This window comes from Arthrobacter sp. NtRootA1 (assembly GCF_019976975.1).
GTDB classification, from domain to species: domain Bacteria; phylum Actinomycetota; class Actinomycetes; order Actinomycetales; family Micrococcaceae; genus Arthrobacter; species Arthrobacter aromaticivorans.
Map to the genome: position 1 here is coordinate 3556302 of NZ_AP024630.1, position 21359 is coordinate 3577660.

Genomic DNA, 21359 nt, shown 5'->3' on the forward strand with positions numbered 1-21359 from the left:
CTGCTTAACGCCCGAGGCGGACCCGGTTTCACAACCGCGCCCGCCTAGAGACTTAATTCGTTGCTGGACTGGATCTGATGTTGGCCTAGTGATGAACACTGAAGCCGAGGGGACGGCCCTTGGTTTCCTTGGCAAGAATCACGCCCACCGCTGAGATGATGCACAGGCCCATGATGTACAGGCCCACTGATCCGGACCACTTGGTGGCATCCAACAAAGCCTGGGCGATCAAAGGAGCGAAGGCACCGCCGAGAATGGCGCCCAAGGCGTAGCCGATGGAGATTCCCGAGTAGCGGACGTGTGCAGGGAACATCTCGGCATACATGGCTGACATGGGCCCATAGGACAAGCCAAGCCCAATGGTGAGGACGAACAAAGCTGTTCCGTACAGCAGGATGTCCCTGGAATCGATTAAGGCAAACATGGGGATCATCCACGCGAACACCAGGCCGTAACCGAGCAGGAACGTCTTTACGCGGCCAATCTTGTCCGAAAGCCAGCCTCCCACCATGGTGAAGATGAGCCACCCAAAGGAGGCAACCGTGGTGGCGAGAAGGACCTGCGGCGCTGGCATCTTAAGTGCCTTGGTGGCGTAGGAGATAAAGAAGGCGATCAACAGGTAGCCTGCGGCGTTGTTGGCGATGAAGATCAGTGCCGCGAGGATGACCTCCTTCTTGTTATTCCGGAACAGCTCGCTCAGAGGCGCCTTGCTTTCCGCCTTGCGCTGCGCGATTTCCTTAAAGACGGGGCTTTCCCCGACTGCGCGGCGAATGAGGTAGCCCACCACGATCAGAACCACGGAGAGCAGGAACGGTACGCGCCAACCCCAGGCGGCAAAGTCTTCCTTTGACATGCCCGACTGCAGGAAGAACAGGAGGCCGGTTGCCAGGATCATGCCAATGGGCACACCGATCTGCGGGTAAGCACCGAAGAGTCCGCGCTTGGTGATCGGAGCGTGCTCCACAGCCATCAGGGCGGCGCCGCCCCACTCGCCACCGGCAGAGAAGCCCTGGACCACCCGCAGGGTGATCAGCAGAATCGGGGCCCAAAGGCCGATTGTCCCGTAGGTAGGCAGCAGGCCGATCAGGGCCGTCGCCGCCCCCATCATGACAAGCGTCATGACAAGGACTGCCTTGCGTCCCAGCCTGTCGCCGAGGTGTCCGGCAACGAAGGCCCCCAATGGCCGGAAGAGAAAGCTGATGCCGATGGTGGCGAAGGACAGAATTTGCGCCACGCCAGGGTTCGATTTTTCCAGCGGAGTCAGGAACAGCGGCGACAACAGCGTTGCCGTGAGCTGGGCAAAGATAAAGAAGTCGTACCACTCGATGGTGGTGCCGACCAAAGTCCCGGCCAGGACCCGGCGCTCTTCGCGCTTACTGCTTGGGCCCGACGCGGAGTCGACAGTGGAAGGTGCGGTCATTGGAACTCCAGGGGTGAGTGACTGGTCGGCGCGTGACTTGCATTAACCGACAGAACGGTCAGTTAGGAAAGACTACTACATACCGTGACCCAGCGCACAGCATTTATCTCGGCATGACGAGAAATGTGGGGCTCATGAGCAGCATTGTTCTATAGTTGAATAGTCTATTCGTATATGGAACGATAGCCTGATGTGGCGTGCAACACAAGAGTTGACCGCCGCATGCCGACACCCGCCAACATAGGATGGTTCGCATGAGTCCCCGCAGCGACGTCAAAAGTCCGCAGGAAGCAGCAACCCAAGCCCCGCCGTCGCAAACCCTCTCGCGGGGAATCCGCGCACTGGAAATCCTTGCCGAAGCCGAACGCCCGCTCAGCATCGCCGAACTCGCAGAAGCCCTCGGGGTGCACCGCTCTGTTGCCTACCGCATCCTCCGAACGTTGGAGGACCATTCGCTGTTGATCAGGGACGATTCAGGCCGCGTCCAGCCGGGCCCCGGACTGGCCGTGCTGGCACGTGGCGTCTCGCGCAACCTGCAAACAGCTGCCCTGCCAGAGCTCACCCAGCTGGCGAATACCCTGCACATGACCGCCTTCCTGACTGTTTGGGACCACCAGGAATGCGTCACCCTGGTCACCGTGGAACCCCGGCATTCAGGCGCCGCACTCGCCCAACATCCGGGAAGCCGCCACCCCATCGGTATTGGCGCACCCGGTATCGCCATCCAGTCGACCATGACCGAGGACCGTTGGCGCCAAGTAGGAGCAGGTATCCCCTACCGCCCCGAAGCGCACGAAGCCCGACGGATCGGTTACGCCACCAGCCACGACGAAGTGATCGCTGGGTTGTCATCAATCGCCGCTCCCATCCACGTCCCAGGCGGACGGCCGGCCGCCATCGCCGTCGTCTATATCCGCCTGGACCAGGACGCCGACGCCGTGGGTAAGGAGTTGGCTGCCAGCGCCATGCGGATCGAGGGCCAGCTGGCCTGAACCGCTCCTCCACAGGGCAAGCATTCTTTCTGGGTCAATTGCCCTGCCTCACGGCACAAGACGCGCAGCCAGGGGAAGCCAATACTCGAAGAAGGACAGGAATCTCCTGTCCTTCTTGTTCTCGAGCACTGAGAAGGAACCCATGAGCCTGAATCTTCTTGATACCTCCAACTGGCTGCCCCTGGACGGTTTGGCGCCCGGCTTCGATGCCAACAAAGCAGCCACCGTCCAGGACCTTGCGGGACGGGAATTTACTGTCCGCAGCGATGGCGTGCCCATGAATTTCAGCTTCGATGACGAAGAAGTGCAGTGGGCTGCGGCGGGACGCAACGGGACGGCACCCTATGAGGCTTTCCTCGTAGCCGAGGAACTCTACTACGCCCAATGGCAGAGTCCGGTGGAGCCGGGCTTCGCCGTATCCCTGATCCTCGATCTCTCCAACGGCCGTGCACTCTACATCGGCGCTTTGCTGGGCGGCGGCTCCCAAGGATCAACCGCAGTCCACCACGATTTCCGCGCAGGGACCCTCGATGGCTTCACCGTCAAAGGAGCAGCAATCGCTGAAAGCACGGCCCTGATCGGCCGGCGCGTCGAATGGGTGTACAGCGATGCCCACGCCTACGAACACATCTATCTCAGCCCTACCTGGTACACCTGGCAGTGCCTCGCCGGACCGGAGCGCGGCCTCGCAGACACCGATTCCAATACCGTCTTCGAAATCCGGCCCGGTATTTTCGCCTTTACCTGGCGCGAGAAGGTTATCCCGTGCGGTTCTGTCACCATCGCTGATCATCGGAGCCCCAAAGCAATCCGCTCACATGGCAGCCTTTTCGGTTGGGATGAGGCTGGCACCAAGCCCGTGCATTTCACGTTCGGCGCCCACGGCCGGTTGATCAGCATCACCCACCACACTCCGGAACTCGACCCCTCGCTCTAACTGGTCGGCTGGATATACAGCCGCAGCGGAAAGGAGAGGAAGCCCCCGGCAGTTGCCGGGGGCTTCCTCTCCTTTCCTGCGGTTTCGGTGTTCGAAGCAGTTTCAGTCTTCCGAGCCGTGGCCGATCCGGGCATAAAGCCCAGGCTGCGAGCGCCGCAGGCGCAGCCCCCACACGATCCCCAGCAGACCCGGCAGCAGCACCACCAGCGGCAGGACAAATGTTGCCGCCGTCGATTCCGTCTGACCAAGCAGGACGTTGAAGTTGGCAAGGATGAGGACAAACACTATCGCCAGGAGTACAAAGCCAAGGCCAGGCGCAACAACCCGTACCCACAGGCTGGCCCCGTGCGGCTTCCGGTGGAAGAAGCCGATCACGGCAACGGACACTACGGTCATGAGCAGGACCAGCCCCATGGCGCCGCTGTTGGTCAGCCAGGTAAACATGGTCAGTACGGGGTACAGTTCACCGAGTTCCGAACGCGATCCCGCGATTGCGAAGGCAACGGTCACGACGACGGCAATCGCCGATTGCGCCAGCGACCCCGCGAAAGGTGCTCCGCTCCCTGTGCGGACAGCTGCGAAGAACGGCGGGATGACGCGCTCCCGGCCGAGCGAAAAGAAGTATCGGGCAACAGCGTTGTGGAAGCTGACCAGTGCTGCGAAAAGGCTGGTCACGAACAGGATCTGCGCTATATCGCTCAAGAGCAAGCCCCCGTTGGTACCCAGGAAGGCGAAGATCATGTCCGGGCCACTGTTGGTGGCTGTTTCAATGACTGCGGATGAGCCCGCGCCCACGGTCATTGCCCAAGCCGACGCAGCATAGAACAAGGCGATGATTGCGACAGCCGCGAAGGTGGCCCTGGCAACGGTCCGCTTGGGATCCTTGGACTCCTCGCCATAGATGGCGGCCGATTCGAAGCCCATGAAGGCAGCGATTCCAAATGAAAGGACTGCGCCAATGCCGGGCACGAACAGGCTCTCCGGGCTGAACGATGCTGCAGTGACTCCTTCAGGTGCCACGGCCAGGCTGATGACGTCGTAAACGATGACCACCAGGAACTCCAGAGCCACCAGGACGCCCAGCACCTTTGCCGAGAGGTCAACCCGGTTGACGCCCAACCAACCAACAATTGCGATGCACACCAGCACTGGGATCCACCACGGAACGCTGATGCCCAGCCTTGCCGAGAGCAGTGAGGAAACGGTGAAGCCGAAGAGCCCATAAATGCCCACCTGCATCAGGTTGTAGGCCATCAACGCGACCAGCGATGCTCCCACACCGGCCGGCCTGGAAATGCCTTGGGCAATGTAGGCGTAGAAGGCGCCCGCGTTGGTGACGTAACGGCTCATGGCCGCATAGCCGACCGCGAAGAGACCCAGGATGCCGCCGAGAATCAAGAACGAAAGCGGAACGCCGGTTACCCCAGTGACGGCGAAAGTGGTGGTTACTCCACCTGCAAGGACTGTCAGCGGCGCCGAGGCCGCAATAATCATAAAGGTCACGGCTGGTACCCCAAGACGCCTCTTGTTGTCTGCGGCTCCAGCGATCATGCCCTTGACGGGGTTATCCACGCTCATAGTGTGCTCCTGCCTCGGTGCCGGACGGAGATTGCGCGGCACGGTGTCGGTCATTCCGCAATCCTCCTCCGCCAAGGCATCGCGTGACTTGTCTCACACGGCAAGGTGTTTGTCGGTGCACGCAAGCACAGCCCCGCAAAGTCCACCGGTGTAGAATCGTGGGCAAGCTCACGTCCGCGCCGGTGGCATTCTGTACCGGCGCCATCAGGTACGGCGGGCATTGAAAGGGACCTTGATGACCGTCGCGGCTGATACCGGCCCCGCAACCGTGCACACGGTTGTGGCGGATTCGTTCCAGGAATGGAGCCGGGCCATCTCAGCATCCTTCGTGCCGTTGCTGGCCAAGGGCCCTAAAGAGCTCGCCTTCCACGGGACAATGCGAGCCCGTGTCCTGGGTCAAATTTCCGTGGTCGAAGTAACAGCTGGTCCCCATACGGTCCTGCGAACGCCTGAGTTGATCGCCAAGTCCACTGGACGCTTCTTCAAGCTCAGCATCCAGCTCTCCGGGACTGGCCGACTGGTTCAGGACGAACGCGAAGCGGTGCTCGGTCCCGGGGACCTCTCCATCTACGACACTTCCCGCCCTTACCAACTAACATTCGACGACGACTTCCGCACTTTGGTGCTGATGTTCCCGCACGTCCTGCTCGACTTGCCGGCCGAAGCCATGGGCCACGTAACGGCCCTGCGGATTCCCGGGGACGAGGGCCTCGGCGAACTCATCAGCCCCTTCCTGGTAAGGCTCGCCGATAACCTCGAAGCCCTTTCAGGGGCAAATGGCCTGCGTCTGGTCCATAACGCCCTGGACCTGGTCACTACCCTGTTCAACGGGGAACTCGACCAACTCATCGAGACAGGCCGCGACCCCCACCTTCTCTTGCTGGGCCGTATCCACGACTACATCGAAGCCAATCTGGGCGACCCCGAACTTTCCCCGGGAACCATAGCCGCCGCCCACTACATCTCCACCCGGCACTTGCACGATCTTTTCCAGGAGATCGGGACCACCGTGGCCGCATCCATCCGGCAGCGCAGGCTTGAACGCTGCAGGCGCGACCTCCTGGACCCGGTCCTGGCAGACCGGCCCGTCACGGCCATTGCGGCGCGGTGGGGATTCACTGACGCAGCCCACTTCAGCCGGATCTTCAGGGCCGCCTTCGGGAACTCCCCCACCGGCTATCGCAACAGCCACTGACCGTGGAATGCCGGGCAAATGACTAGGCTGCCGCCGTCGGAGCTGTGCCTTCATCTGCCACAGCAGCCATCTCGTTCAGCATTGCCCACAGCAGGCGCCCCTCCAACCCGGCGAAGGCAGGATCACCTGCCCGGTTGAGCAGTTCGCCGGGGTCTGTGCGGTGATCGTACAGTTCGGCGACGTCGGTACCGAAGTAAAGCGTCAGCCTGCCCTCTGCTGTAATGACCGTCCGCATCCTCACCGGCCCGGGGAGACCATCGAGTCCGAATGGCTGCTCTTCCTCCACCAGCAAAGCGTCCCGGTGCCTCTGCGCAGATCCTTGCAGCAGAGGAACCAGGGAGCGGCCCTGGATGCCCCGGTAGGACGTCGAACCAGTGAGCTCGAGCAAGGTTGGTGCCAGATCGGCACTGGAAACGAGGGCCTGGGTGCGGGCCGCCGGGGTGCCCGGAACGTGCACGATCAAGGGAACATTCGTCACCGCACGGTAGTGGACAAAGTGTTTGAGCATGAGGCCGTGGTCGCCAAACAAGTCTCCGTGGTCACTGGTGAAAACGATGATGGTGTCCTCGGCGAGGCCTTGGCGATCAAGCTCGTCCAGGATTCGGCCGATGTGCTCGTCCATCATAGTGATCAGGCCGTATTGTGCCGCCGCCGCGTGCCTGTATTGTTCCTCTGTTGCTGCCCAGGTCATGGTGGGGTCCGGGTTCGGATGGCCCCGGTGTTCCATCATTGCCTGGATATGCGCCGGAGACGCCGAGTGATCCTGGTCGAAACCCAGCGGCAGGGGCAACGCACCAGGATCGTAGAGGTCCGCGTAGCCTGCCGGGGGTGAAAAGGGGTGGTGGGGATCAGGGAATGAGACAAACATGAAGAAGGGCTGGTCCTGGCCCGCCGCGTCCTTCAGATGCTCAATTGCCTTCTCGCCCACATAGCTGGTGGGATGCACTTCAGGGGGAATGGCTGTCTGGTACACCTGGTCCCATCCGCCATACCGGCTGGCGGAGTTGCCTGCACCTCCCAGCGTTTCGGGGTCGACGCCACGTTCCCTGGCCCAATGCACATAGTGGCCTCCGGGCCGGTCCCCATGACCAATGACGAGGTCCACGTGTTGGTAGCCGTAATAGTCGGCAGGGAGCCCGATGAAGCGTTTATCGTGCGCCTCGCGGTTCTCCCACTGATCCCAACCGGGAGCGTAGCCTTGCCGGCGGGCGTCACCAACTGTTGGATCCAGGAGCATCGGATCGGTGCTCCGGATCTCCTTGGCCTGGTGCGGCTCAAACTCCCACCCCATGTTTTGGTGGTGCAGTTTTCCTACTCCCACAGTGCGGTAACCGCCCGCTGCCAAGGATCCGGGAACAGTCTGCGTCAACGGATCCAACGTAATTCCGTTGCAGCGCGTCCCGTGCGCCGAGGGCCACCGGCCAGTCATCAAGCTGGCCCTGTTGGGCATGCAGGTAGGGTTCGCCACCGTCGCATTCTCGAATACCACGCTTCGGGCTGCGAGCGCATCAAGGTTGGGCGTCCGGACGACCTGATTGCCACCGAAGCCCAAGTGGTCGGCCCGCAACTGGTCCGCGATGAAGAACAGGACGTTGGGCCTGCCCTTGGCGGCACTGCCGCGCTCCCGCGTCATACCGGCCTCTTGATGAGGGACAGCACTTCCGTGCGCTGGCGTGCGAACTCCGGAAGCGAGCGCGTGGTGATCTGGTCGCGCGGAGCCGGTAGGTCGACGCCGACGATCTTCAGGACGCGGGCCGGCTTGGAGCCCAGGACCACAACGCGGTCTGCCAGATAGACGGCTTCGTCGATGTCATGAGTCACCACCAGAATGGTCATGTTGAAGTCCTTCCTGATCTTCAGGCACAGGTCTTCGAGGTCGAAGCGTGTCTGTGCGTCCACAGAAGCGAAGGGCTCGTCCATGATAAGGATCTCCGGCCGGTATGCGAGGGCACGGGCAATCGCCACACGCTGCTGCATGCCGCCGGATAACTGCCACGAGTATTGGTTGTCGGCGTGGGAAAGCCCGACGGCGGCCAGTGCGCTGTCGCAGCGTTCTTTCAGTTCCGCTGCGGGCAACTTGAGGTGCCGCAAAGGAAGAACGAGGTTCTTCCTGACCGTCAGCCACGGCATGAGCGAACGGTTGTAGTCCTGGAAAACCAGCGCCATTTCCCGCGGTGGGCCACTGATGGGGCGGCCATCGATGGCCGCCCGTCCGCTGCTGGCCGGATGAAGCCCGGCCAGGCATTTCAGGAGGGTCGTCTTTCCGACGCCGGAGGGACCGACGATGCAGACAACCTCGCCGGCATCCACGGTGAAAGTGAGGTCTTCGATGACTGCATGGGATTTTTCCCCACTCCCGTAGCTCTTGGCCAGGTGAGCCACGTCCAACCGTGGGGTGGTCGCGTTAATGCGGGTTTCTGGTTGCTGTGCCATGGCGGACTTTCTGTTTCGGGTGGAAAGGCTCGGGGCCTGTCGGATGCTCATGCTGCACGCGCCATGCGCCGGGAGCCGATGTACCAGGACAGGACCTTGCGTCTGAGCAGGCTGAAGAGGACATTGACAAGGAATCCGATGACGCCCAGGAGCAGGATCCCGGCCCACATGTCCGCTGTCATGAAGCTCTGCTGCGCGAGCAGCGTCATGGCTCCAATGCCTTGGGAACTGCCCAGCATCTCGCTGGCGATCATCACGATGAAGGCAACCTGCAGGCTGACCTGCAAGCCGGAGAAGATTTGCGGCGCGGCCGCGGGAAGCAGGATGTTCAGGACGCGCTCCCTCCGGGTCAGCCGATAGACCCTCGCCACGTCCATGAGGTCGTTGCCCACCCCACGGATACCGTCCACGGTGGCGATCATCGTTGGGAACAGCGCTGCCAGCGCTATGCTGGTCACGCGCATCTGGGTGCCGAATCCAATGAGGGAGATGAAGATCGGCACCAGGGCAACCGGAGGTATTCCCCGAAGGAAGTGGATCAACGGATCCACCATCCAGCGAACCGGGGGAACAAGAGCCGTCACGAACCCGATGGCAATCCCCGCAAAGGCTGCGATGGCAAATCCCAGGAACAGGTTTCCCAGGCTCAGCAGCACATCTGACTGGAAGTGCTCAAAGAGCCAGAGCTCCTGGAACCGGCCAACGATGGTGCGCAACGGCGGGAAGAAGGGGTCGAGTGAGCTCTCGGACAGGAACCACCAAGCCACCAACAACAGCACGGGCGCTCCGGCGCCGATCAACCAATTTCTCATTGTGGGGTTTCTCATCACGGCATCACTTCACGGTAGGACTCATGCCAGTGCAGGACACGGCGCTCGGCCAGCCGCGTGGCACCTTGGAACAGGAGGCCCAGAACGCCCAGGACGATCACCATGCCGTAGAGGCTGGCGTAATCACCGGCCGCCTGGGCTTGGTAAATGCTTTGGCCCAGGCCCGGGCCACCGCCGAGCAGACCCGCTACCACTGTGACCACCAAGGCGGCCGGGGCAGCAACCCGCATGGCGGTTCCGATGTAAGGCATGGCGCTGGGCAGGACCACGCGGGCCAGGATTTCGGGCTCGCGCATGCCGTAGGACCGGGCAGTGTCCCTGGCTACGGGATCAGTGCTCTGGACTCCGTCGACAGTCTGCATGACGATCGGGAGGAGGCAGCCGAACACCACCAGGAACAAGGACATCTCCCCGGTTGGGCCCAGTACCAGCACCGCCAAGGGAAGAATGACGATGGGCGGAACGGGCTTCAGGAATTCCAGCACCGCCAACGTAGCGAACCTGACGGTCTCAAAAGTCCCGACAAGCAGGCCCAGGATGACGCCTGCCACCGCAGACAAAGCCAGCGCCAGCAGGGCGATCCCGATCGTGGCTCCCAACGAGGACCAGAACGTAGCCGTCCCCAGGATGGTTGCCAGTGTGCTGAAAACAGTGGTGGCTGGCGGCAGGGCATTTCCTGCCACCTTTGCCTCGGCAAGGACCTGCCAGATGACCAGCACTGCCGCAATGCCCAGCGCACTGAAGGTCAATGGGCGGATGGACCCTTTCATGATGAGCCTCCCATGTTCGGTTCGCGCCTACTTTCCGAAGACAAGATCGCCCGGCAGCTTCACGGGTGCACTCAGGAAACCGAGGTCCGCAAGGTTCTCGTTGGCCCTTTCAATGTCCTCCGTGCGGACGTCCTCAGGCCAGTAGTTCACTGCTCCTGATTTGACGACGTCCAGCGGGGTCTTGGTGATCTCGGCGCTGAGTTGCTGTGCCTCTTCGATGTGGGCGTTGGCGTAGGCATTGGCCTTTTGGATGGCTGCCTTGAAACCCTGCAAGGCCTTCTCCTTGGATTTCACGGTGTTGGCACCCGAAACCCAGAGGCCGATTGCGCCCTGTTCAAAGAATTCGACGCCCGGCGATGCCAGCAGCCTGTTGCCCTCGGACATCGCCTTCGACGTGAAAGGTGCAACGAGCGACGCTGCATCGACGCGTCCCGAGTTCAGGGATTGAAGGGCCGATGAAGGATCCAGGACCATCCAGTTCACCTTCGCGGGATCGCCGCCGTCGTCCTTGACGAGCTTGCTGACGGTGACTTCCAGTTGTGCCTTGCGGGCAGGGACGCTGACGCTCTTGCCTTCAAGGTCTTTTGGCCGGGAGATCGACGATGCCTTCTGGACCAGGAGCCCCGTGTCATCGACCCTGTTGAGGTCGGTGGATTTCCCTGCGCCGTCTTTATAGCCATCAGCAGCAGCGATGATCTTCAGTGGCACGTTCTGGCTCAGCGCATTCAGCAGCGGGATGGAGGGTGTATAGGTGAGATCGATCTGGCCGCTTTGGGCAGCCGCAATGCCGGCGGGCGGGTTGGCAATAACGGAAGTCTCGACGTTGATGCCCTGTTCCTTGAAGTAGCCCTTGTTGATGGCGAGCTGGATCGCGGCATCGGAGCCGATACCGATGGTACCCACCTTCAGTGTGGTGGTGCCGTCAGCGGCCGGGGTGGAAGCCGGGCCTGACCCGCCGCCGCAGGCGGCAAGTGCCATGGACAGGACTGCGGCCAGTGCCAAAGGAAAACTGCGTCGCATGTGGTGCTCCTTGAATCGCGAAATGGTTGGAACGGAGGGGATTGTTCTAGCTGTTGGATTGGTGGACTATGCGGCCACCGCTCAGGGTGAGCCTGACCTCGGCGTCGAGGAGCTTCTCGATCTCCTCGTCATCCGGCCAGGGGTTTGACAGCAGGCAAAGATCTGCGGCCATTCCAGGTGACAGTGCTCCCTTGAAATGTTCTGCGTGGTCTTGCCAAGCTGCGCCTATGGTCATAGCGGCGAGCGCTTGGAGTCCGGTGATCCGTTCAGGATCGCCGGGGTTGCCTGGCGTGGAGCGGGTGGCACGACGAACAGCAGCCGCCACAGTCCGGCGCCAGTCGGGACTGGTCACGGGAGCGTCGGAGGCCAGGTTGAAGTGCACGCCGGCCTCCAGCGCAGAATTCAGTGGCTGGTGGCGGGAGAACCGTTCCTCGCCCAATACCTGGCGCATCATGTCCCCCGCCTCCTCGCGGATCAGCGGGTTGGTGCTGTAGCCGATGTGGTGGGAAGCCATGGTGGCCAGGGTTTCGATGTCAGTGAAGGCGCCATGGATGATGTAGTGGCGATTTCCGGCCACTTTGGAGCCAGCTTCAGCGGATCCATCGGCCGCCGCCACAATTGCTTCCACGGCCGCGGATGTGGCGGCGTCGCCCGTTGCATGGACTCCTGCCTGCAGTCCCGCGTCGTTGATAAGCCGAAGTATCCGGTGGAGTTCGGCGACCCTTTGGCCGTCATTGGCACCTTGGATCACCAGGTGGCCATGCGTGCAGGCGTTTCCATATGGTTCGCTCATCCACGCGGTACCGCTGCGCGGAATGCCGTCGGCGAATATCTTGACGCCGGCAATCCGCAGCTGCTCCGGATCGATGCCCCTGTTCACGTAGGTGTTGGCCAGTCCGCTTCGCAGGCCCTCGTCGATGGCCTTCGCATCGGCTCCCCCGGTCCCCGCGAACAGCATCAGGACATTGATCCTTAGTGTCAGTTCACCAGCTGCGGCGAGGTCGCCGAGCAACTCAACTGCCGCCGTCGAGCCCGCACCGTCCATCAGTCCGGCACTGGCAGGGCCCAGGCCCGGATCTGTCAGCGACGCGATGCCCAGCGAGTGCAGCTGTTCCTGCAATTGCAGCAGCGCAGGGCGAAGCGTCGCGTTCGGTACCGGTGGCATCATCCTTGAGACCAGTTGTATGGCGCCGTCCTGAAGAAGGCCTGTTGGGCTGCCATCGCCGGCCCGCATCACTGTGCCACCGTCGATGTCTGCCGTAGCAGCAGTGATGCCGGCCCGACACAGCGCTTCACTATTGGCGAGAAGTTGATGGCCTGTGCTGTCGAACGCAACCACCGGGGTACCGGGCGGCAATCCAGCAAATATCCGCTCGCTGGTCCGAGCAGCGCCTCGTCCCAACCATGGGCACGAACCCAGCCGTCCTCCCCTGCTGGCGCACTGTTAATGATTTCCACCACGGCCGCCCAATCCGGTGCGATTGATGGATCCAGCCGCACATAACCAAATGCCGCCATTGCCGCCGAAACGAAATGCAGGTGGGCGTCATTAATTGCGGGAATGAGAGCACCTCCGGCGGCATCCACAACCACGGTGTTGGGCCCAATCGCCCTCGCAGTGTCTGTGCTTCCGATTGCCAGAATGCGTCCATCCCTGATGGCCAAGGCGTCTGACATCCGGTCCGGTTTTGCCGGGTCCATCGTGTGGACCGAGGCATTGACGATCACCAGATCGGCAAGTTCTTGCATCGGTTCTCCTCAGGTCACTGCATCCCATGTGATGCAGGCAACAACGTTCTAAAAAGAAGTATGTCGCCTGACTGGGTCACTTGACTAGGTTTTCCGGTAAAATTCTTTTCAAGGGTCTTTCCAAAGGCTCCACGGCATTGTCAGGAGCCAGCCCAGGCGCACAGCGCCTAGGATCGATGAGACGATGATCGGCGTGCCTGATCACGGATATGACTGAGGACAGGAAGGGGCGCGGATGGCCAGGGTTCCCGCCGAAGCAAGGCGGCTGCAGTTTGTTGAGGCTGCGGCACGGGTCATTGCCCAGGATGGGCTCGCCTCGGCTACAACGCGCCGGATCGCCAGTGAAGCCGACGCGCCGCTTGCGGCACTCCACTACTGTTTCCGTAGCAAGGACGAGCTTCTGGAAGAGGTCTACAACTTCCTCAGCCGCGATTATGCGAAGGCATTGAAACCAGTCGCTGATCCCGGATTGGGCCTGCGCCATATGATCGGAGCCCACGCCCGGCGAATCTGGACGCGCATGCTGGAGAATCCGCATGAGCAGGTGACCACCTTCGAGCTTTTGCTCCGGCGATTCCGCGTCGAGGCCGATGACCAGCCCCAGGCCCTGCTGATGAACCGCTCCATGTACGACGGCTGGGTCAGTTCAACCCTGGAGCTGTTCCGCGGCGCGGCAGATGCCGCCAGCGAGACAGTCCCGCACAATCTTGAGGACGTCACCCGCCTCTTCATCTCCGGTATAGACGGCATCAGCATGCAGCATCTGGCTGACCCCAACGAAGAACGGTCAATGCGCCTGGTGGAGTTAATGGCCCGCTCCCTCGCCGGAGCACTGGACTACGACTGACGCCGACGCTTCATGACCAGATAAGTCAGAACTCCAAGTACCAACAAGCCTGCTGCCGCAGCCAGGGATACAGCGAAGGCTGCACCGGGACCCTGGGTCTGTGCCAACTGCCCGGCAAGGTAGGAACCAAGCGCAGTACCGGCCACGATCCCGCTGGCCAGGGCCGTCATCACGGTAGCAATACGGCCGGTGGGGGCAACCACGCCACCGATGCTGAACACCGTGACCATGACTGGTCCCACGGGGATTCCCAGCAGCAGCAGAACCAACACCATGGGCCAGATTCCGGCGGGAACCAGTAACAGGAGCGCGAACAACGACATCGCCAGGGCAGCGGCAACCCACCTGGCCGCGAGGCTGAAGCGCTGCGGCCAGAAAGCAACGGACAACGCCGCCACGGCAGAGCTCAAACCCATCACGGAGTAAAGGAGCCCGGCGATTTCCGCGGTTGCGTACTGGGCAGAAAAGGCGCTCAGGGCATTCTGCGTCGCACCAAAAAAGGTACCCATGCACACCATGGCCACCACCGGAACGGCCACTACGGCGCCCGCCCAGCGGTTCCGTCGTCGGGCTATGTGTTCACCCGCGCTTCCCACGACGACGGCCGTGGCCTTCCGCAGTGCCGGCACCACGGCTTGCTGGCTGGGGTGCACTGCGAAGGCCGGTACAAGCGTAATGGTCATGACCGCCGCCATGGCCAGAGGCAGCCACGGAGCAACCAGGCTGGCAAGAATACCCACAAGGGCCGGTCCTAACACGAAAGTGATCTCGTCAGCGGTGCTTTCATAGGACAGCGCGGTGTCCAGATCCGCGCGACTGGCAGCGACGCTCCGGCTACCGCTCGCGGGCGCACTGGCTGCGGCAGCGTCTCCGGCGGAACCACTGGCCTTGCGTGCTGTCGACAAATTCCGGGTGGTCAGCGCCATCCAGCGAACACGGGCCATTGGGCCAACCTGCGGGCAGCTCGCACCAGCCAGGAAACCTGCAACGAGCACCCCTGTCGCGTCCAGCGCAGAGGCATAGCTTGGGCTCAGGTAGGCGGTGGCAAGGAGGCCGGCAACGGCCAGGGTATTGACCACTGCCGCTACGAGCAACACGACACGTTGGCCGGCGCGATCGGCCAGCGAGCCGAGGACAGGGGCTCCAGCGGCTGAACCGATACCTACTGCCCCGGCAGCCATGCCACCGATTGCGTAAGAATGACTCACTGCTGTAACCAAGGTCAGTGTTCCCACGGTGAGCATTGCCAAAGGGAGTCTTGCGAAGAGGCCGAGGGGCAGGAACCCCGGCCCGGCGAGCTCAGGCAGCCGTGCGAACCTCCCGGGCAGGCGGGATCGATGCGAGGACGAGGTTGTGGTCAGTTGCGAAGGCAGTGACCTTGAGGCCAGTGAAGATTTTTCCATGATTCCGGGTTCGCTAAAGTCTGCGCATCGTCCCTCCTCCCGATGCGCGCGACCCGGTGTAACGGATCAAGTCTATCGGATGCGGCTCAGGCAGGCATTGCTTCGGCAACAACCACAGTGGAACCATGGCGGCCCTTGACCACGTGCAACTGGCTGCTGATGCGTTGCTTCATTTCTGCCACGTGGCTCACCAGCCCCACGACCCGGCCGCCGTCGCGCAAACCCTCCAAGGCGTCCATAACCTGTTCCAAGGCTTGCTCGTCCAGGCTTCCGAAGCCTTCATCGACAAACAGCGTTTCAATGTCCACTCCGCCGGCCTCCTGCTGTACAACATCCGCAAGGCCAAGGGCCAGCGACAAGGACGCCATGAAGGATTCTCCGCCGGAGAGCGTGGATGTGTCACGTCGCTGGCCCGTCCATTCATCCACCACTTCCAGTCCGAGACCGGATTTCTGGTTCCGTGCAGCCCGGGCGTCAGAGTGTTGCAAGGTGTAGCGTCCGTCGCTCATGGCAACGAGTCTCTCTGAGGCCGCGATCGCCACTTGCTCCAGCCTTGCAGCCAACACGTAACTGTTAAGGTTCATTCGGTAGCTGTTGTCTCCTGCGCCGCGAAGGGTGTCCGCCAGACCACCCAACAAGTTGGCATGCTCGCGCGGTTCCCTTCCTGCCGCGGCAAGGTTTTGATACTCCGCGCGGATCCTCTGCACAGATCGCACAGCTTTGCTAGCGAGCCCCGCCGAAAGCGCCAGTGCCTTTGCAGCTTCCATGGCGTTGGCAGCCTCAGTCTTGGCGACCCTGAGTTCGTCCTCCGACAGAGGCAGTTCGCCTATGCTGACTTCCTTCGCTGCCATGACCAGTTCCTCGCCGGCAAACAGTTCATCCAGGCGGGCAGCTTCGGCCTCGAAATCTGCGAGGGCATTCTCCAATGCCACAACATCCGAGGGTGACATGAGCTCGCGACGCACATCCTCGACCGATGAAAATCCGGACCCGGGCAGTGCCCTTTCCAGGGCCGCGAGCGCCTCCAGGCGCGCAGCCCCGGCACGTTCGAGTTCGTTCGCGGCATCCACGGCAGCCTGAAGCAGCAAACGCTGGGAGGTGAGGGCTTCTGCCCGCGCATGAAGGCTGGCGAAGCCCTGCCTCAGGCCGGCTAGCTCCTGTTCAATCACAAGGTACTGTTCCTGAAGCAACTCGACAGCAGAGCTTGCTTGCGAGGCGGCATTCGTTGACCCGGCATGCTCCTCCTGCACGAGGGCAATGCGTTTAATGAGATCCTCATGCTTTTTGCGGAGCTTCTCCAACGCACCAGAAGCCTTTCGGGCTTCGATCGCCGCAGCTTCGGATGCGGCCAAACGGGCGGCCGATTCCTCTGCATCTGCGGAGCCGCCCTGGGCAGCAAGGCCCGCCAGCAACTGTGCGGCTGCTGATACCTCTTCCGCGCTGCGTCCCAGAGCCTTCTCGCTGGCTTCAAATAGTTTGCTGGCCTCTTCCTCTTCCTGGGCGATGGAAAGAGCAGAGCGGGCTGCGGCGGCGGGGTTCGGGTGCTCGTTGCTGCCACAAACGGCGCAAGGCTGCCCAGGCGCTAGGGCTGCCGCGAGCTCACCGGCGGCATTGGCCAAGCGTGCCTCCCTCACGTCAAGCCATGCTTGCCTGAGGTCCTGCGTTTTGTTGCGGGCGCGGGCGTGGCGCTCAGTGACGTCCTTCAACTTGGCGGCTGCAGCTTTATGACGGGACACAATCGACACTAGTTCGGCGGCGGCGGCTGCCTCGCGCTCCAGGTGTTCGACGCGGGCAGCCGAGGGTTCCAGTGCTTCCATCCCGGCCTCTACCGCTGATTCCTCGGCTCGAAGGTGGTGCAGGGACTCTTCTGCTGCTTGGGCGGCCGTCAGGTGGCTGGAGTGTTCTGTTCGTTTGGTTGAGAGTCGTGTGGCAACATCCTCCATGCGCCGCTCATCTGGAAGCCGGGCTTCGAGGACGGCAAGGGTGGTCTTTACTGTCTCAAGCGCAACCACAGGATGTGCCGCATCCATGCCCTTGGATTCAAGCTGCTCCCGGGATCTGTCCCTCTCCACCAAGGCAGACCGGAACTTACGGTCCGCAGCGTCCAAGGCGTCCAGTTGTCCCCCAAGGACGGCGGCACGGCGATGTCCTCCCAGCTTTTCCTTATTTTCCAGTGCCCGCGCAGCAGCCAGTTCATGCAGAACCCGCCGCTGCATCCCCGCAGCGAGCCTGGCATGCCGCTGCGCCTTCTCCTGGTCCTCCTGAAGTTGTTCGGCAAGCCTTGTGGCCTGGGCATCAGCTGCGGTGGCCTCGTCTTTACGTCGCCCACCTTCTTCCAGCAGCTCCATCTCCAGGGCCGCGAGCCATGCCTCTGGCCCCTCGGCAGCTGTCTCTACATTTGCCAGCGCATCGGAAAGGCCAAGCTGCTCCCGTTCTGCGGCCGCCCTGCCAAGCAACATCTTCAGTTCAGCCGCATTGTCCTGGACGGCGCGCGCAGCTTCGGCTGCCTGCCGCGCAATTTGCTTCTCCACAGACTCGAATCGCTGCGTCCCAAAGAGTTTTTGGAGGAGCTCGAGCCGATCATTGGCTTTGGAGCGCAGGAACGCCGCAAAGTCACCTTGGGGAAGCATCACAACGCGCGTGAACTGGTCCCGGTCCATGCCCAAAAGCTCGGAGAGCTCGGCGCCGACTTCGTCATTCCGCGAAGATTTTTCCTCCCAGACTCCGGAAACCCACTCGCGGAGCAGCGTCTTGGCTTGTTGGGTGGTGAAACCGTTCCGGCCACGCGCGCTGGGGCGTTCCCAAGCCGGGGAACGCCTGACTTCGAAACGCCTGCCACGGGCCGAGAATTCACACACCACACGTGGTTCGGCACCCGGCGCTGCATGATCGCTGCGAAGGCGCTTACCTTCCTGGCGCGCACCCGGAACGGAGCCATAGAGGGCGAAACAGATGGCATCGAGGATGCTGGTCTTACCTGCCCCGGTGGCGCCATTAAGCAAAAACAAACCCTGCGCACTGAGTTGATCAAAATCAATGTGCTGCGCAGTGGCAAAAGGCCCGAAAGCCTCAATTTCCAGTCGATGAATTCTCATAGCTCAGCCTCCTCCAGGCGCACGGCCTCGAGGGCAGCACGAAGGGCAGCTTCTTCCGCAGACCCGGGACTGCGCTCACGAACGTGTTCCAGGAATCCACAGCAGACTTCGAGGTCGTCCTGGGCGGCTGCAAGCCTGCTGCTGTAACTGACCTTGTCTTTGGGCCCAGCACCCTCGGGGTCGAAGGACAGGACCAAGGTGTCAGGAAAGCGGGTTCGGAGCTGCTCCATAGCCTGGGCGGGCCGTTCGGCATCCGTGAGGGTGATGTGGCAATAGGCACCTTCAGCCCAGGAGTGCTCGCCTGATTCAAGGAGATCGTTCAGCTTGCCTCGCAACACGGCCAGGCTCTTGGCAGCTTCCCAAAGAACTTCCTGGACACCTCTGCTTCCATCGGCATCGATGTCAATCAACCACGCGCCCTTGCAATGTTTGGCTTCGGAGAACGAATAAGCCAGCGGGGAGCCGGAGTAGCGGACATTCGGGGCCAGTTCCTGCCGGCCGTGCAAGTGACCGAGTGCCGTGTACGCAAAATCCTCGAAGAGATCCAAGGGCACCGCACCCAACCCTCCGATGCTCAAGTCCCGTTCACTGTCAGAAGTGATACCCCCACTGGCAAAAGTGTGTGCAAGGACCACTGGATGCACTGCGCCTGATTTGCGGCGGTCCTGGAGGTCGCGCCGAATCCGCTCGGTTGCTTTACGGGTGACCTCGAAATGACTCGCGGTCTCCACTTCCAGCCGGTCCGCGACAAGCCGCGGTTCCAAATAGGGAATCCCATAGATCGCAAGTGTGGCGCTGCTCTCCCCATCTTTTCCGAAGGGAACAAGCACGGGAACGTCCAGGTCCTCCACCCTTGTCCTGAGGTGAACACCGCCGCGTTCGAGCAAGCGGGACGCGAATCCGAGCCGAATGGCCGAATCGTGGTTGCCGCTGGTGAGCACTACGGTGGCACCGGCTTGGGTAATACGCACCAAGGCGTCGTCGAGAAGTTTGACGACGTCGAGTCCAGGCAGGGCGCGATCATAGACGTCACCCGCAATGAGGACGACGTCTACAGACTTCGCTTCCACGAAGGATACGAGCTGGTCCACGAAACCGCGCTGGGCTTCAAGCATGCCAACGCCGTGGAATGACCGGCCGAGATGCCAATCGGAGGTATGGAGTAACCGCATATTTTCAAGCTAACTGTGGGCACCGACAAAAAAGCGCAGACAGGCCGTCCGGCGTCGATCCTGTCCGGCTGCTAGCCCTTCTTTCCGTCAAAGAAGTTGCGTGCGTCATCTGCGGCAGCTTCTTTCCGAACAGTCCCGGTCTCCACTGCCACTGCCTCTGCCTCTGCCTCTGCCTGGAAATCGTCAGTGTCATCCACATCCAGGTGCTCGCCTTCAATGGTTCCGGCCGTCGCTGACGCCGAGTCATCTCCAAGGCTGGTGGCCGCGGAGGCGTAGGCAAAGCCGCGGAAAGCCAGTCCGGCCAGTGCAGCCCCCATCAGCGGCGCCACCCAGAAGAGCCACAGTCCTTCCACCGCCCACGAGGGGCTGAAGAAAGCCAGGGCAGTTGCGCGTGCCGGATTGAAGGGGAGGTTGCCCAAAACCTGGCCAAACTGCAGCAACACGGCGACGCAAAGGCCTACAGCAAAGGGAGCCACGGCAGGAAAGGCGCGGCGTCCGGCAGTCGCTCCAAGGAACACTGCAACCAGCAATGCGGAGCCAACAACTTCAACGATCAAGACCCCTGCCATCTGGGTCTGGGCTGCAGCATGCTCTCCATAACCGGCCGCCACAGAGCCAAAGGCCGCCCGCGCATCCGTCAGGACCGGAACTGTCAGAACCACAACGAAGGCGAGAGCTGCGCCGATGACGCTACCGATGATTTGGGCCGCAAGGTACGCCACGGCTGCCAGCGCACGGATACGGCCGGCAATCAGGTTGCCCAGAGTGATTATCGGGTTGAAGTGACCGCCGGAAACATGGCCGAAGGCCAGCATGGCCACTGTCACCGTCAGGCCGGTCGCAAGGGCGGCGGGTAGGGGCGCTGATGAAGGGTTCGAGAAGATCGACACACCCACGGCCACGAGGACAACAAACATCGAACCGACGGCTTCAGCTGACAGCCGCGCGAACAGCACCGGTTCGTGGTCGGTCGTGGCTTGCACAGGAGAGGTCATGTCGAATGATTCCTTACGATTGGTGGTGTTGGACCAGCTGACAGGCTTCGTTGCGCGCTGGGCGAGGGAAAGCCCTTGAGCATCCTGCCAGTTGAGTCTGAACAGTTGCTGAGTCCCTGCTGACTCCCGATCCGAGCTTAGCCGCCCAGGGCGATGGCCGCGATCGCGGTTCCGCCCAGCCCAATCACGGCAAGGGTGCTGACAAAGATGAGTCGTGCCGAAGCTGCTTCGTTTCCAGCATGAAGCTGCCGTGAGCGGACCCACACCACACAAGCCAGGACAATGGTGGCGGCAGCAGCCATGAGAGCGCAGATACCTTGGTAATCCAGCCCGGGAAGGCCCGGAATGAGACGGCCCGTCGAGGGCTCTGAGGTAAGCCAACTGCGCCAGATGAACAGATCCACCACCACAAGCGAAATGAGGGTGCGGCGCCAGGCCAGCGTGGTTCGTTCCGGCTGCAGACCGGGATCACGGAGGTCCATGCTCAACTCGCAAGCCTCGTCATCACGCAAACCGGGTCATCGCGCCACCAAAATCAGTACGGCGAAAGCGAATGCTGCCACTGCCACCACGATCGTCATGAGCAGCATGACCCAGGAGAACGGCAGGGCTTCATCGTTGCGCATGGCAGCTTCCATTTGCCCCCACCTGCGGTATGACAGTGCGGCCAGGCCGGCGCCGATGAGGGACAGAAGCACACAGAGGACGATCCTGACTGGCTGGGGGGCAATGTTCGGAGCCAGCTGATCAATGGCAATCGACCCAGCCAGCAATGCCAGCGAGGTACGGATCCAGGCAAGGAAGGTGCGTTCGTTCGCCAGGGAGAACCTGTAGTCAGGTGTCTTGCCTGTACGTCGCCAAGCCGGTTCACGCACGTCGTCTCTCCAAATTTTCCTAGTGCTGGGCAGCCTCCCAACCATATC

At 61.9% G+C, this 21359-nt stretch carries 19 protein-coding genes; 4 read left to right on the forward strand and 15 right to left on the reverse strand.

Features of this window, described 5'->3' with window-relative positions; translation table 11 throughout:
* Positions 1 to 85: 85 nt before the first annotated feature.
* Positions 86 to 1420, reverse strand: coding sequence for an MFS transporter (locus LDN90_RS16150; protein ID WP_223946348.1), 1335 nt, complete (start codon positions 1418 to 1420; stop codon positions 86 to 88).
* A 245-nt stretch (positions 1421 to 1665) separates the two neighbouring features.
* On the opposite strand from LDN90_RS16150, the gene LDN90_RS16155 reads away from it, so the two are divergent.
* Both LDN90_RS16155 and LDN90_RS16160 read left to right on the forward strand, forming a co-directional pair.
* On the forward strand, positions 1666 to 2412 hold the full coding sequence (locus tag LDN90_RS16155) for an IclR family transcriptional regulator (RefSeq protein WP_216923920.1): 747 nt from the start codon (positions 1666 to 1668) through the stop codon (positions 2410 to 2412).
* A gap of 142 nt (positions 2413 to 2554) precedes the next feature.
* Positions 2555 to 3349, forward strand: a complete 795-nt coding sequence (locus LDN90_RS16160) for a MoaF C-terminal domain-containing protein (RefSeq protein ID WP_223946349.1) — start codon at positions 2555 to 2557, stop codon at positions 3347 to 3349.
* 102 nt (positions 3350 to 3451) lie between these two features.
* On the opposite strand, the gene LDN90_RS16165 is transcribed toward LDN90_RS16160, so the two are convergent.
* Positions 3452 to 4927: an APC family permease gene (locus tag LDN90_RS16165; protein ID WP_223949310.1), complete on the reverse strand. Its 1476-nt coding sequence runs from the start codon at positions 4925 to 4927 to the stop codon at positions 3452 to 3454.
* 235 nt (positions 4928 to 5162) lie between these two features.
* On the opposite strand from LDN90_RS16165, the gene LDN90_RS16170 reads away from it, so the two are divergent.
* Positions 5163 to 6122, forward strand: a complete 960-nt coding sequence (locus LDN90_RS16170) for a helix-turn-helix domain-containing protein (RefSeq protein WP_216923922.1) — start codon at positions 5163 to 5165, stop codon at positions 6120 to 6122.
* 22 nt (positions 6123 to 6144) lie between these two features.
* Here LDN90_RS16170 and LDN90_RS16175 read toward each other — a convergent pair whose 3' ends face one another.
* Genes LDN90_RS16175 through LDN90_RS24215 form a run of 7 tightly spaced genes read right to left on the reverse strand, consistent with a single transcriptional unit; the run spans position 6145 to position 12924 of the window.
* A complete protein-coding gene (locus tag LDN90_RS16175; protein ID WP_223946350.1) occupies positions 6145 to 7755 on the reverse strand; it encodes a sulfatase-like hydrolase/transferase in 1611 nt (536 codons plus the stop codon).
* Positions 7752 to 8606: an ABC transporter ATP-binding protein gene (locus LDN90_RS16180; RefSeq protein ID WP_223946351.1), complete on the reverse strand. Its 855-nt coding sequence runs from the start codon at positions 8604 to 8606 to the stop codon at positions 7752 to 7754. The genes LDN90_RS16175 and LDN90_RS16180 overlap by 4 nt, the downstream gene beginning before the upstream one ends.
* Complete coding sequence (locus LDN90_RS16185; protein WP_223946352.1) at positions 8603 to 9367, reverse strand: ABC transporter permease; 765 nt, start codon at positions 9365 to 9367, stop codon at positions 8603 to 8605. Before LDN90_RS16185 ends, LDN90_RS16180 begins: the two co-directional genes overlap by 4 nt.
* A gap of 14 nt (positions 9368 to 9381) precedes the next feature.
* Complete coding sequence (locus LDN90_RS16190; protein ID WP_223946353.1) at positions 9382 to 10155, reverse strand: ABC transporter permease subunit; 774 nt, start codon at positions 10153 to 10155, stop codon at positions 9382 to 9384.
* Between the two features lie 27 nt (positions 10156 to 10182).
* Positions 10183 to 11175 (reverse strand): ABC transporter substrate-binding protein, encoded by a 993-nt coding sequence (locus LDN90_RS16195; RefSeq protein ID WP_223946354.1) that lies wholly within the window; start codon positions 11173 to 11175, stop codon positions 10183 to 10185.
* 46 nt (positions 11176 to 11221) lie between these two features.
* The gene (locus tag LDN90_RS16200) at positions 11222 to 12514 is read right to left on the reverse strand and encodes an amidohydrolase family protein (RefSeq protein ID WP_263426266.1); all 1293 of its coding nucleotides are present in this window, start codon (positions 12512 to 12514) and stop codon (positions 11222 to 11224) included.
* The gene (locus LDN90_RS24215; RefSeq protein WP_263426267.1) at positions 12409 to 12924 is read right to left on the reverse strand and encodes an amidohydrolase family protein; all 516 of its coding nucleotides are present in this window, start codon (positions 12922 to 12924) and stop codon (positions 12409 to 12411) included. The genes LDN90_RS16200 and LDN90_RS24215 overlap by 106 nt, the downstream gene beginning before the upstream one ends.
* Before the next feature lie 235 nt (positions 12925 to 13159).
* On the opposite strand from LDN90_RS24215, the gene LDN90_RS16205 reads away from it, so the two are divergent.
* Positions 13160 to 13771: a TetR/AcrR family transcriptional regulator gene (locus LDN90_RS16205; RefSeq protein WP_223946355.1), complete on the forward strand. Its 612-nt coding sequence runs from the start codon at positions 13160 to 13162 to the stop codon at positions 13769 to 13771.
* On the opposite strand, the gene LDN90_RS16210 is transcribed toward LDN90_RS16205, so the two are convergent.
* The 6 genes from LDN90_RS16210 to LDN90_RS16235 all read right to left on the reverse strand — a co-directional run bounded on the left by LDN90_RS16210 (position 13762) and on the right by LDN90_RS16235 (position 21311).
* Positions 13762 to 15174 carry an MFS transporter gene (locus LDN90_RS16210; RefSeq protein ID WP_223946356.1) on the reverse strand — a complete coding sequence of 471 codons (1413 nt, stop codon included), beginning with the start codon at positions 15172 to 15174 and terminating at the stop codon, positions 13762 to 13764. The genes LDN90_RS16205 and LDN90_RS16210 overlap by 10 nt on opposite strands.
* 86 nt (positions 15175 to 15260) lie before the next feature.
* On the reverse strand, positions 15261 to 18269 hold the full coding sequence (locus LDN90_RS16215; protein ID WP_223946357.1) for an SMC family ATPase: 3009 nt from the start codon (positions 18267 to 18269) through the stop codon (positions 15261 to 15263).
* On the reverse strand, positions 18266 to 19441 hold the full coding sequence (locus LDN90_RS16220; protein ID WP_223946358.1) for an exonuclease SbcCD subunit D: 1176 nt from the start codon (positions 19439 to 19441) through the stop codon (positions 18266 to 18268). Before LDN90_RS16220 ends, LDN90_RS16215 begins: the two co-directional genes overlap by 4 nt.
* A gap of 71 nt (positions 19442 to 19512) precedes the next feature.
* Positions 19513 to 20436: an aquaporin gene (locus LDN90_RS16225; protein WP_223946359.1), complete on the reverse strand. Its 924-nt coding sequence runs from the start codon at positions 20434 to 20436 to the stop codon at positions 19513 to 19515.
* Positions 20437 to 20573: 137 nt separating this feature from the next.
* Positions 20574 to 20918: a DUF202 domain-containing protein gene (locus tag LDN90_RS16230; RefSeq protein ID WP_216924157.1), complete on the reverse strand. Its 345-nt coding sequence runs from the start codon at positions 20916 to 20918 to the stop codon at positions 20574 to 20576.
* Positions 20919 to 20954: 36 nt separating this feature from the next.
* Entirely contained in the window at positions 20955 to 21311 is a 357-nt protein-coding gene (locus LDN90_RS16235) for a DUF202 domain-containing protein (RefSeq protein WP_308169301.1), read from the reverse strand.
* Between the last annotated feature and the right edge of the window lie 48 nt (positions 21312 to 21359).